This is a genomic window from Staphylococcus sp. HMSC063A07, assembly GCF_001836955.1.
Lineage (GTDB): Bacteria > Bacillota > Bacilli > Staphylococcales > Staphylococcaceae > Staphylococcus > Staphylococcus lugdunensis.
Window position 1 is genome coordinate 36490 of sequence record NZ_KV830902.1, and the last position, 12114, is coordinate 48603.

The 12114-nt window shown below is 35.8% G+C and carries 15 protein-coding genes; all 15 read left to right on the plus strand.

Features of this window, described 5'->3' with window-relative positions:
* Positions 1–30 precede the first annotated feature (30 nt).
* On the plus strand, positions 31–555 hold the full coding sequence (locus tag HMPREF2597_RS00725) for a TIGR01440 family protein (RefSeq protein ID WP_002478959.1): 525 nt from the start codon (positions 31–33) through the stop codon (positions 553–555).
* 22 nt (positions 556–577) lie between these two features.
* Positions 578–1816, plus strand: a complete 1239-nt coding sequence (gene glyA, locus HMPREF2597_RS00730; protein ID WP_002478960.1) for a serine hydroxymethyltransferase — start codon at positions 578–580, stop codon at positions 1814–1816.
* Between the two features lie 21 nt (positions 1817–1837).
* Entirely contained in the window at positions 1838–2467 is a 630-nt protein-coding gene (gene upp, locus HMPREF2597_RS00735) for a uracil phosphoribosyltransferase (protein WP_002461237.1), read from the plus strand.
* A gap of 280 nt (positions 2468–2747) precedes the next feature.
* Positions 2748–3098: an ATP synthase subunit I gene (locus HMPREF2597_RS00740; RefSeq protein WP_002478961.1), complete on the plus strand. Its 351-nt coding sequence runs from the start codon at positions 2748–2750 to the stop codon at positions 3096–3098.
* Positions 3099–3124: 26 nt separating this feature from the next.
* The gene (gene atpB, locus HMPREF2597_RS00745) at positions 3125–3853 is read left to right on the plus strand and encodes a F0F1 ATP synthase subunit A (protein ID WP_002478962.1); all 729 of its coding nucleotides are present in this window, start codon (positions 3125–3127) and stop codon (positions 3851–3853) included.
* A 31-nt stretch (positions 3854–3884) separates the two neighbouring features.
* A complete protein-coding gene (gene atpE / locus HMPREF2597_RS00750; RefSeq protein WP_002478963.1) occupies positions 3885–4097 on the plus strand; it encodes a F0F1 ATP synthase subunit C in 213 nt (70 codons plus the stop codon).
* Positions 4098–4188: 91 nt separating this feature from the next.
* A complete protein-coding gene (locus HMPREF2597_RS00755) occupies positions 4189–4713 on the plus strand; it encodes a F0F1 ATP synthase subunit B (RefSeq protein ID WP_002461233.1) in 525 nt (174 codons plus the stop codon).
* Positions 4713–5252, plus strand: coding sequence for a F0F1 ATP synthase subunit delta (locus HMPREF2597_RS00760; protein ID WP_002478964.1), 540 nt, complete (start codon positions 4713–4715; stop codon positions 5250–5252). The genes HMPREF2597_RS00755 and HMPREF2597_RS00760 overlap by 1 nt, the downstream gene beginning before the upstream one ends.
* A 19-nt stretch (positions 5253–5271) precedes the next feature.
* Entirely contained in the window at positions 5272–6780 is a 1509-nt protein-coding gene (gene atpA, locus HMPREF2597_RS00765; RefSeq protein WP_002461230.1) for a F0F1 ATP synthase subunit alpha, read from the plus strand.
* 31 nt (positions 6781–6811) lie between these two features.
* Positions 6812–7678: an ATP synthase F1 subunit gamma gene (atpG, locus tag HMPREF2597_RS00770; RefSeq protein WP_002461229.1), complete on the plus strand. Its 867-nt coding sequence runs from the start codon at positions 6812–6814 to the stop codon at positions 7676–7678.
* A gap of 21 nt (positions 7679–7699) precedes the next feature.
* A complete protein-coding gene (gene atpD, locus HMPREF2597_RS00775; RefSeq protein ID WP_002461227.1) occupies positions 7700–9112 on the plus strand; it encodes a F0F1 ATP synthase subunit beta in 1413 nt (470 codons plus the stop codon).
* A gap of 21 nt (positions 9113–9133) precedes the next feature.
* Positions 9134–9535 (plus strand): F0F1 ATP synthase subunit epsilon, encoded by a 402-nt coding sequence (locus HMPREF2597_RS00780; protein ID WP_002461226.1) that lies wholly within the window; start codon positions 9134–9136, stop codon positions 9533–9535.
* A 137-nt stretch (positions 9536–9672) separates the two neighbouring features.
* The gene (locus HMPREF2597_RS00785) at positions 9673–9906 is read left to right on the plus strand and encodes a DUF1146 family protein (protein ID WP_002478965.1); all 234 of its coding nucleotides are present in this window, start codon (positions 9673–9675) and stop codon (positions 9904–9906) included.
* A 163-nt stretch (positions 9907–10069) separates the two neighbouring features.
* Positions 10070–11335 (plus strand): UDP-N-acetylglucosamine 1-carboxyvinyltransferase, encoded by a 1266-nt coding sequence (gene murA / locus HMPREF2597_RS00790; protein WP_002461223.1) that lies wholly within the window; start codon positions 10070–10072, stop codon positions 11333–11335.
* Positions 11336–11371: 36 nt separating this feature from the next.
* Positions 11372–11812, plus strand: a complete 441-nt coding sequence (gene fabZ / locus HMPREF2597_RS00795; RefSeq protein WP_002461222.1) for a 3-hydroxyacyl-ACP dehydratase FabZ — start codon at positions 11372–11374, stop codon at positions 11810–11812.
* Positions 11813–12114 lie beyond the last annotated feature (302 nt).

Here is a 12114-nt window from a genome sequence, read left to right on the forward strand (position 1 = left end):
TATTTTATGCAAAAGGTGGGTGTTTTTAAAATGCAAGAGTTAACAATATTATTAAGCGAATTAAAATCCCAATCCTTTTTCAAAAAGGGGGAAATCGTTGTTATTGGTTGTTCAACATCGGAAGTGTTAGGTGAGAAAATAGGTTCAGTTGGCTCAATGGAAGTAGCACAAGAAATATTTACTCAATTGCAGCAAGTTCAAGAAGAAACGGGTGTATCATTTGCCTTTCAAGGCTGTGAACACATCAATAGAGCTATTACCATTGAACGCAAAAATTTCAATCCACTTACAATGGAAGAAGTGACAGTGGTGCCAGATGTCCATGCTGGAGGTAGCCTTGCAACATATGCCTATCGTCACATGCAAGATCCTATCGTTGTTGAACACATTACAGTGCCTAAGGGTATTGATATTGGTCAAACACTTATTGGTATGCATGTGAAACACGTGTGTGTGCCAGTGCGTACAACTGTTGACAAAATTGGTGAAGCAGTTGTAACGATTGCAACTTCACGTCCTAAAAAGATTGGTGGAGAAAGAGCGAAATATGAATAGTTGATGAAAGAAGGGTAGTGCTATGTCTTATATCGAAAAGCAAGATAAAGCCATTTTTGATGCCATACAAAGTGAATATAATCGTCAAAATAATAACATTGAATTAATTGCCTCTGAAAATTTTGTTTCAGAAGCTGTTATGGAAGCGCAAGGTTCAGTGTTGACGAACAAGTATGCTGAAGGTTATCCAGGGCGACGTTATTATGGTGGTTGTGAATATGTGGATGTAACTGAAACGATAGCAATTGAACGTGCTAAAGCATTGTTTGGAGCCGAACATGTTAATGTACAGCCGCATTCAGGTTCACAAGCCAATATGGCAGTATATCTTGTAGCTTTAAACATGGGAGATACAGTTTTAGGAATGAATTTGAGTCACGGTGGTCACTTAACACATGGGTCTCCCGTCAATTTTAGTGGTCAATTTTACAATTTTGTTGAATATGGTGTGAATGAGGAAACAGAATTGCTTGATTATGAAGCGATTCGACAACTCGCAGTGCAACATCAACCCAAATTAATCGTTGCCGGTACATCAGCTTATTCAAGAACAATTGATTTTAAAAAGTTCAAAGAAATTGCTGATGAAGTTGGTGCAAAATTAATGGTTGATATGGCACATATTGCAGGTCTGGTAGCTGTTGGTTTGCATCCCAATCCTGTACCATATGCAGATTTTGTAACAACAACTACTCATAAAACATTAAGAGGACCTCGTGGTGGCTTAATATTGTGTAAGGAAGAATATAAAAAAGACATAGACAAAGTAATCTTTCCTGGTATTCAAGGTGGCCCATTACAACATGTCATTGCGGCAAAAGCCGTAGCGTTTGGTGAAGCATTGAATCAGAATTTTAAAGCATATCAACAACAAGTGATTGATAACGCGCGTGTTTTGGCAGAAACATTACAACAAGAAGGTTTTAGAATTGTGTCAGGAGGCACGGATAATCATTTAGTTGCAGTAGATGTTAAGGGCTCGGTCAACATTACTGGTAAGGAAGCCGAATCATTACTCGATTCCGTTGGTATTACTTGTAATAAAAACACAATCCCATTTGATCAAGAGAAAGCATTTGTAACAAGTGGAATCAGATTAGGTACACCAGCAGTGACGACTCGAGGATTTGATACCGACGCTATCAAGGAAGTTGCACTAATCATGAGTCTTGTACTAAAAAATCCCAATGATGCAGAGAAAATAAAAGAAGCAACAAAACGTGTGAGTGCATTAACTGCTAAACACCCGTTGTACGAATAAGTTTAACTGGAGGAAATGTAAATGAGTAAAGTACACGTATTTGATCATCCGTTAATTCAACATAAATTGAGTTATATTCGTGATGTAAATACCGGAACAAAAGAATTTAGAGAGCTTGTGGATGAAGTAGGTATGCTCATGGCGTATGAAGTAACAAGAGACTTAGAGTTACAAGATGTAGAAATAGAAACGCCAGTTACAAAAATGACCGCTAAACGTTTAGCTGGGAAAAAGCTAGCTGTTGTACCTATTTTGCGCGCAGGCCTAGGTATGACGGATGGTGTTTTATCTTTAGTTCCAGCTGCAAGAGTGGGACATATTGGACTATATAGAGATCCACAAACATTAAAAGCAGTAGAATATTTTGTTAAACTGCCACAAGATATCGATGAACGTCAAATAATCGTTGTAGATCCAATGTTAGCTACAGGTGCATCTGCTATTGAAGCAATTACTTCATTGAAAAAACGCGGAGCCAAAAATATTAGATTTATGTGCTTGATTGCTGCGCCAGAAGGTGTAGAAAAAATGAAAGAAGCACACGATGATGTGGATATTTACATTGCAGCTTTAGATGAAAAACTAAATGACAAAGCTTATATTACACCAGGTTTAGGCGATGCTGGAGATAGATTGTTTGGTACAAAATAGTAACTGGTAGTTAGTTATGACTGATGTTAATACGTGTCGTTAGCAAGTGAACTAGTGTTAACTAAAAGGGTTGCCACATGACTTTTAGCAATATTGACCAAACAGCCTTAGAATTTGCTAAAAAAGATGATTAAATGTGTCGGTTTTGTGTCGTAAACGATGTCATTTGTAACATCTCTATGAATAGAATTGACACACAATTGTTTACTATATTATTATTGAGATTGTATGAGTGGAACGGTTTACATGGTTGATATAAGTTGTTTGGAGGCACACTTTAATGTTGCGTTTTAGCTTCATTTTTAAACAATTTATACAATATTATCTTTATTCATTGATAATATTGTATATTTTGTATCTAATATGGTCTTCACCATATATTCTAGGTATGATTCTTGGTTTAATAGGTTCTTTAATAAATACCTTCATCTTTGAAATTTACTTAGCGCGAGCGAAACAACCGGATACAATACATATTTCAACGGGCAGCGTTTGGCGTTATTTAGTTGCACTTGTCGTTTGTGCCTTCTGGTATTTATTTAAGGATGAAATGAATATTCTTGGTGTTGTAGTAGGTCTTATGATTTCTTATGTTTTAATCATACTTCGCCCTCTACTTGTAAGGGAGTAAAATTTAAAAGTGAAAGAGGTGAGATTATGGATCATAAATCACCAAAGGTAAGTTGGGACGTATTCGGTTTCGATATTGTTTTTAACTTGTCTAGCATTTTAATGTTAGTGATTACCGCTGCAATTGTGTTCCTTATAGCTATCATCTGTACGCGTAATCTACAAAAGAGACCTACAGGTAAACAAAATTTTATTGAATGGGTTTTTGATTTTGTCAGAGGTATTATAGAAAGTAATTTAGCATGGAAAAAAGGTGGTCAATTCCACTTCTTAGCAGTCACATTGATATTATTCATCTTTGTTGCCAACATGTTAGGATTACCATTCTCTATCGTGACACATGAGCATTACTTGTGGTGGAAATCACCAACAGCAGACGCGACTGTAACACTGACGTTGTCTACCATGATGATTTTACTCACACATTACTATGGTGTTAAGATGCGCGGTGGTAAAGCTTATGTTGGCAATTATTTTAAGCCGTTCTGGCCACTTGTAATTATAAACGTCTTTGAAGAGTTTTCATCTACGTTAACACTTGGTCTTCGTTTGTACGGTAACATTTTTGCTGGGGAGTTACTGTTATCCTTATTAGCAGGACTTGTATTCCAACAACCACATTGGGGTTGGATCATTAGTTTACCTGGCTTAATCATCTGGCAAGGATTCTCAATCTTTGTTGGAACTATCCAAGCATATATTTTCATTATGCTTTCAATGGTTTATATGTCCCATAAAGTATCGGACGCACACTAATAACTAACAAATTTTAGGAGGAATTATTAATATGGGTTTAATCGCAGCAGCAATTGCAATCGGTCTATCAGCACTAGGTGCAGGTATTGGTAACGGACTTATCGTTTCTAGAACAGTTGAAGGTGTAGCACGTCAACCAGAAGCGCGTGGTCAATTGATGAGTATTATGTTTATCGGTATCGGTTTAGTTGAAGCTTTGCCAATCATTGGTGTAGTTATTGCATTCATGACATTATTTAGATAAGAAGCACTAAAGGCGAAGTCTCTTTGACCTTCGCCATTCATTTTATTTGATGACCAAGTGATGATTATTAACGAAAGGAGTGTCATATGCCGTGACTGCTTTAACTCACACATTCGTTTTTGGTGCAGCAATCAAAGATGTGGAATGGGGAACAATTATTGTAACATTAGCTACTTTCGCCATTTTATTAGCACTTTTGAAAAAATTTGCTTGGGGTCCATTAAAAGAAGTAATGGATAAACGTGAGCGAGACATTAATAAAGATATTGATGACGCTGAACAAGCAAAAGAAAATGCTCAAAAACTTGAAGAAGAAAATCAAAAAACATTAAAAGAGACACAAGAAGAAGTACAACGTATTCTTGAAGACGCGAAAGTTCAAGCGCGTAAGCAACAAGAAGAGATTATTCATGAAGCCAACGTACGAGCGAATGGCATGATTGAAACCGCACAAAGCGAAATCAACAGTCAAAAAGAACGTGCATTAGCTGATATCAACAATCAAGTATCTGAACTATCAGTATTAATTGCTTCTAAAGTACTCCAAAAAGAAATCTCAGAACAAGATCAAAAAGCGTTAGTTGATAAGTATATAAAAGAGGCAGGCGATAAATAATGGCAAATGTAGCACAAAAATACGCCAAAGCCCTATTTGATGTATCAGTTGACCAAGATATCTTAGATGATATATTTAATGAATTTAAAACTGTCAGTAATGTGGCTAGCACACAAATTGATGAATTAAAAGCTTTCGATGAAAATCCTACACGCTCTGCAAGGGACAGACATACGTTTGCAGTTAATGTTTTTGGTGAAGTAAATGACTATTTGAAAAATATGATGTTTGTGTTAGCGAATAATCGTCATTTAGCTTTAATAAATGATATTTTTAGTTCATTTCAAAAACTATACAACAAGAAATATAATCAAGATTTTGCAGAAGTAGAATCAGTATATGAACTTGATGAAGAGGAACTTGCTCAAATTGAGAAAGTGATTACACAACAAATGAATTTATCTCACGTTATACTTACTACTAAAATTAATCCGGAATTAATTGGTGGTATACGCGTGAAGGTTGGAACAACTGTTATTGATGGCAGTGTTAAAAATGACCTTCAACAATTAACAACGAAATTTAAAAGATCGAATTAATAAAAGAGGAGTGACATAGATGGCCATTAAAGCTGAAGAAATCAGTGCATTACTTCGCTCACAAATCGAAAATTATGAGTCTGAAGTCTCAGTAACTGATGTTGGTACCGTTCTTCAAATCGGTGACGGTATTGCATTAATTCACGGACTAAACGATGTTATGGCTGGTGAGTTAGTAGAATTCCAAAATGGCGTACTTGGTTTAGCACAAAACCTTGAAGAATCAAATGTAGGGGTTGTAATTTTAGGACCATATACTGATATCACTGAAGGTGATGAGGTTAAACGTACAGGACGTATCATGGAAGTTCCAGTTGGTGACGAATTAATTGGTCGTGTCGTAAATCCATTGGGTCAACCTATTGATGGGCAAGGTCCAGTAAATACGGATAAAACACGTCCAGTAGAACAAAAAGCAACAGGTGTAATGGACCGTAAATCAGTTGATGAACCATTACAAACAGGAATTAAAGCGATTGATGCGCTAGTTCCTATTGGTAAAGGTCAACGTGAATTAATCATTGGTGACCGTCAAACTGGTAAAACGACAATTGCAATAGATACAATCTTGAATCAAAAAGGCCAAGATACTATTTGTATTTACGTAGCTATTGGTCAAAAAGATTCTACAGTGAGAGCGAACGTTGAAAAATTAAGACAAGCTGGTGCTTTAGATTATACAATTATCGTCTCAGCTTCTGCAGCTGAACCAGCACCATTATTATATATTGCACCTTATTCTGGCGTAGCCATGGGTGAAGAGTTTATGTTTAATGGTAAAGACGTCTTAATTGTATATGATGATTTAACAAAACAAGCCGCTGCATATCGTGAATTATCATTATTATTACGTCGTCCGCCAGGTCGTGAAGCTTATCCAGGTGACGTTTTCTATCTACATAGTAGATTATTAGAACGTGCAGCTAAATTAAATGATACATTGGGTGGCGGTTCAATTACGGCTTTACCAATTATCGAAACACAAGCTGGGGATATTTCAGCATATGTACCAACTAACGTAATTTCAATTACAGATGGACAAATCTTTTTACAATCAGATTTATTCTTCTCAGGTGTGCGACCAGCGATTAATGCAGGACAATCCGTATCTCGTGTAGGTGGTTCTGCTCAAATCAAAGCAATGAAGAAAGTTGCCGGAACGTTACGTCTTGATTTAGCTTCATATAGAGAATTAGAATCATTTGCTCAATTTGGTTCTGACTTAGATGAATTTACAGCACGCAAATTAGAACGTGGTAAACGTACGGTAGAAGTATTAAAACAAGACCAAAACAAGCCGCTTCCAGTAGAGAATCAAGTTTTGATTATTTATGCACTTACTAAAGGATATTTAGATGATATTCCTGTTGAAGATATTATTCGTTTTGAAGATGAATTAAATCAATGGGCTAAATCGAATGCGGCTGAATTGTTAAGTGAAATTAGAGAAACAAAATCATTACCTGACGGTGAAAAATTTGAACAAGCGATTAATGAATTCAAGAAAAGTTTCAGTAAATCAGAATAATTAAAGTTAAGTTCGAAAAGGTGGTGAGATAATGGCTTCTCTAAAGGAAATTGATGGTCGAATTAAATCGACTAAGAAAATGAAACAAATTACTAAGGCAATGAACATGGTTTCAAGTTCTAAATTGCGTAGAGCGGAAAAGAATACGAAACAGTTTCAACCTTATATGGAAAAAATGCAAGATGCTATAACTGCGATTGCAGGTGCTAATTCAAATTCAAGTCATCCTATGTTGCGACCTCGCGAAGTACACCGTACAGGCTATCTAGTTATAACTAGTGATAAAGGCTTAGCCGGTGCCTATAGTGCTAACGTACTAAAAAAATTAGTTAACGATATTACTAGCAAGCACGCGGATGCCAGTGAATATTCAATTGTGGCTTTAGGTCAAATAGGTGTAGACTTTCTTAAAACACGGAATTATGACATTGAAGATTCACTTGTAGATGTTCCAGACCAACCTTCTTTTAAATCGATACAATCCATTGCAAAACATGCAATTGATTTGTATACGGAAGGACATATCGACGAACTTAAAATTTATCATAGCCATTATGTCAGTGTTCTTGAGAATAAGCCAACGGTTAAACAAGTTCTACCTTTATCTCAAGAAGATTCTAGTCAAGGCCAAGGTCAAATGTCATCATACGAATTTGAACCTGATAAAGAAGCAATATTAAGCGTTATTTTACCTCAATATGTAGAAAGCTTAATATATGGCACGATATTAGATGCCAAAGCAAGTGAACATGCGGCACGTATGACTGCTATGAAAAATGCATCTGATAATGCTACTGAACTTATTGACGACTTATCATTAGAATATAACAGAGCAAGACAAGCTGAAATCACGCAACAAATTACAGAAATCGTAAGTGGTTCTGCTGCATTAGAATAATTATTTAAAGGAGGAAACAACATGGGAATTGGCCGTGTAACTCAAGTTATGGGTCCTGTAATTGATGTCCGTTTTGAACATAATGAAGTGCCTGAAATAAATAATGCGCTCATTGTTGAAATTCCTAAAAGTGATACAACAATCAGTTTAACACTTGAAGTTGCTTTGCAATTAGGTGACGATGTTGTACGTACTATTGCAATGGATTCAACTGATGGTGTTCAACGTGGTATGGAAGTTCAAAACACAGGTAAAGACATCAGTGTACCTGTTGGAGATGAAACATTAGGAAGAGTATTTAACGTTTTAGGAGAATCTATTGATTTAGAAGAAAAGCTAGATGACTCTGTGCGTAGAGATCCAATTCATAGACTAGCACCTAAATTTGATGAATTATCTACAGAAGTAGAAATTCTTGAAACTGGTATTAAAGTTGTTGATTTATTAGCACCATATATTAAAGGTGGTAAAGTTGGATTGTTTGGTGGTGCCGGAGTAGGTAAAACGGTATTAATTCAAGAATTAATCAACAATATTGCTCAAGAACATGGTGGTATTTCTGTGTTTGCCGGAGTAGGTGAACGTACACGTGAAGGTAATGACTTATATTATGAAATGAGCGATAGTGGCGTAATTAAGAAAACAGCGATGGTATTTGGCCAAATGAATGAACCACCTGGTGCACGTATGAGAGTTGCGTTATCTGCCTTAACAATGGCTGAATATTTCCGTGACGAGCAAGGACAAGACGTATTGCTGTTTATCGATAATATATTCCGTTTTACACAAGCAGGTTCAGAAGTATCTGCATTACTTGGACGTATGCCATCTGCCGTTGGTTATCAACCAACATTGGCTACAGAAATGGGACAATTGCAAGAAAGAATTACATCTACAAATAAAGGTTCTGTAACATCTATTCAAGCTGTATTCGTTCCAGCCGATGACTATACTGACCCAGCGCCAGCGACAGCATTTGCTCACTTAGACTCAACGACTAACTTAGAACGTAAATTAACCGAAATGGGTATCTATCCAGCAGTTGATCCACTTGCTTCAACATCAAGAGCATTAGAACCTTCAATCGTTGGTCAAGAGCACTATGATGTAGCACGTCAAGTGCAATCAACGTTACAAAAATATAGAGAATTACAAGATATTATTGCTATTTTAGGTATGGATGAATTATCTGAAGAAGATAAACAAACGGTTGAACGTGCAAGACGTATTCAGTTCTTCTTATCTCAAAACTTCCATGTAGCTGAACAATTTACAGGTCAAAAAGGCTCTTATGTACCAGTTAAAACAACTGTTCAGGATTTTAAAGGCATTCTTGATGGTAAATATGATCATATTCCTGAAGATGCATTCCGTTTAGTTGGAAGTATGGAAGATGTACTTGCAAAAGCTAAAGATATGGGTGTTGAAGTCTAATCAAATTAGGAGGAATGGATAATGAATACATTAAATCTAGATATTGTCACTCCTAATGGTTCAGTCTACAAAAGAGAAGATGTTGAACTTGTTGTGTTACAAACCACAGCAGGTGAAATGGGTATCATGAGTGGACATATTCCGACAGTAGCCGCATTAAAAACAGGCCATATCAAAGTTAGATTTCACAATGGTTCTGAATACTTAGCTGTTAGTGGTGGCTTTGTTGAAGTTAGACAACATAAACTTTCTGTTATTGTACAAACGGCTGAAACAGCTGAAGAAATAGACGTAGAAAGAGCTAAATTGGCTAAGCAACGTGCCCAATCTCATTTGAATGATGAAGATAATAGTGATATTTATCGCGCACAACGCGCACTTGCTAGAGCAGAAAATAGATTACGAGTAGCTAACTTAAAATAAAAAGGTTTGGAAGTACAGAGTAACTGTATTTCCAAACCTTTTTAATTTGTGTTTTAATTTGTTTAATAATGAATAGTATCATTATTAAACAAATTCAGGTACAATGTACTACAGAATAATTATTAGAGAGGTTAACTATGAATTATTTAGGACAATTTGCAGTTGTACATTTGGTTTTACACGTCATCTGCATTTGTGTGGCTTATTGGGCACTTAATGCTTTAAGACTTGAACAATTATTTAAAAAAGGGCATATAAGACAAATTCAAATTTGTATGATATTTTTTGCTATTTTGTTAGGTACAAGTGTTAGCAATTTTATTATTGATTTAATGCAATATTCAACACAGGTAAAATATTTGTTAAAATAAAGTATTCTTATAATTCTTTATTATAAATTCTGTCATTAAAGTAATGATGACTGTCTTGTAGATAATTGTATTTTTTTTGAAAAAATAGCTATAATTAATGAATGAATAATAAAATATAGGGAAATGAAAGTAAGTATATTGTAGTCTTAAGTGGAGGATATGTATGGATAGAATAGTTATAAAAGGTGGGCATCGCCTATCAGGAGAAGTTCAAGTAGAAGGTGCTAAGAATGCAGTATTACCAGTGCTAACAGCATCATTATTGGCAACAGAAGGTACTAGCAAACTGATTAATGTTCCCAAATTGAGTGATGTTGAAACAATAAATAATGTGTTATCAACACTGAATGCTGATGTTTCATATGATATTGCAGGAAATGCTGTGACTGTTGATGCAACTGCGACATTAAATGAAGAGGCGCCTTATGAATATGTAAGTAAAATGCGTGCAAGTATCTTAGTTATGGGACCTCTGCTAGCGCGTTTAGGTCATGCAATTGTAGCTTTACCAGGTGGTTGTGCTATTGGAAGTAGACCGATTGAGCAACATATTAAAGGGTTTGAAGCCTTAGGTGCCGATATTCATTTGGAAAATGGAAATATTTATGCCAATGCAAAAAATGGCTTGCAAGGAGCTAATATTCATTTAGATTTTCCAAGCGTAGGAGCTACACAAAATATTATAATGGCTGCATCTTTAGCTAATGGCAAATCTGTGATTGAAAATGCAGCTAAAGAACCAGAAATTGTTGATTTAGCGAATTATATAAATGAAATGGGCGGTAGAATTACTGGCGCAGGTACTGATACGATTACAATTCACGGTGTGAATAAATTAACCGGAGTTGTTCATTCTATTATTCCAGACCGCATTGAAGCTGGAACAATGATTATTGCAGGTGCAATAACGCGAGGAGACGTTTATGTAAGAGGTGCTATTAAAGAACATATGACAAGCTTAGTGTACAAACTTGAAGAAATGGGTGTACAACTAGCCTTTGACGAAGAAGGTGTACGTGTAACAGCGCCAGATACATTACAGCCTGTTGATGTGAAAACGTTACCTCATCCAGGTTTTCCTACAGATATGCAATCACAAATGATGGCTTTATTGTTGACAGCTGAGGGCCATAAAGTTATTACAGAAACGGTATTTGAAAATCGTTTTATGCATGTTGCAGAATTTAGAAGAATGAATGCCAATATTACTGTAGAAGGTCGTAACGCTAAAATTGAAGGCAAAAGTGAATTACAAGGTGCACAGGTTAAAGCAACTGATTTAAGAGCTGCAGCAGCACTTATTTTAGCTGGTTTAGTAGCAGATGGTACAACACAAGTTACTGAACTTAAACATTTAGACCGTGGTTATGTGAACTTCCATGGTAAATTAAAAGAATTAGGAGCAGATATACAACGTATAAATGCTTAATAATAGAGCTATAAGTTATTAGGAGGATGCTCAATTATGGAAACAATATTCGATTATAATGACATTAAAAAAATTATTCCCCATAGACAACCCTTTTTATTAATTGATAGAGTAGTTGAATATGAGGAAGGCAAAAGATGTGTAGGATTAAAACAAGTTTCAGGTAATGAACCTTTTTTCCAAGGTCATTTTCCTGATTATGCAGTGATGCCGGGTGTTCTAATAACTGAAGCACTAGCTCAAACAGGTGCAGTTGCTATGTTAAACAGTGAAGCAAACAAAGGCAAAATCGCATTGTTTGCAGGTATAGATAAATGTCGTTTTAAAAAGCAAGTAACACCAGGGGATACTTTAATGTTAGAAGTTGAAATTACTAAAATAAAAGGTCCTATTGGTAAAGGTACAGCAAAAGCGACTGTTGATGGGCAACTTGCATGTAGCTGTGAATTAACATTTGCGATTCAAGACGCAAAATAATATAAAAAGAGTCAGGACAGAATCCATTATGAATTCGTAATATCGTCCTGGCAAGGTTGATTAGGGTTGAAAAAGCTTAGAATAAGTATATTTTTAATCCTAGTTACCAATATATAGTTAAGTTCCTAAGACATAATGATTATGTCTTAGGTTTTTTTCTTTATTTACAATAATTCATATAATTGGCTCGCTTGCTTAGGAGACAGCTTCAGTCACTATAGCTTGCTTTGTTTGTTGAAATGCGAAGCGCATTTCTCTTTGTTGTGGTCCGGCCCCAACTTGCTTTGCTTGGTGAATTTCTT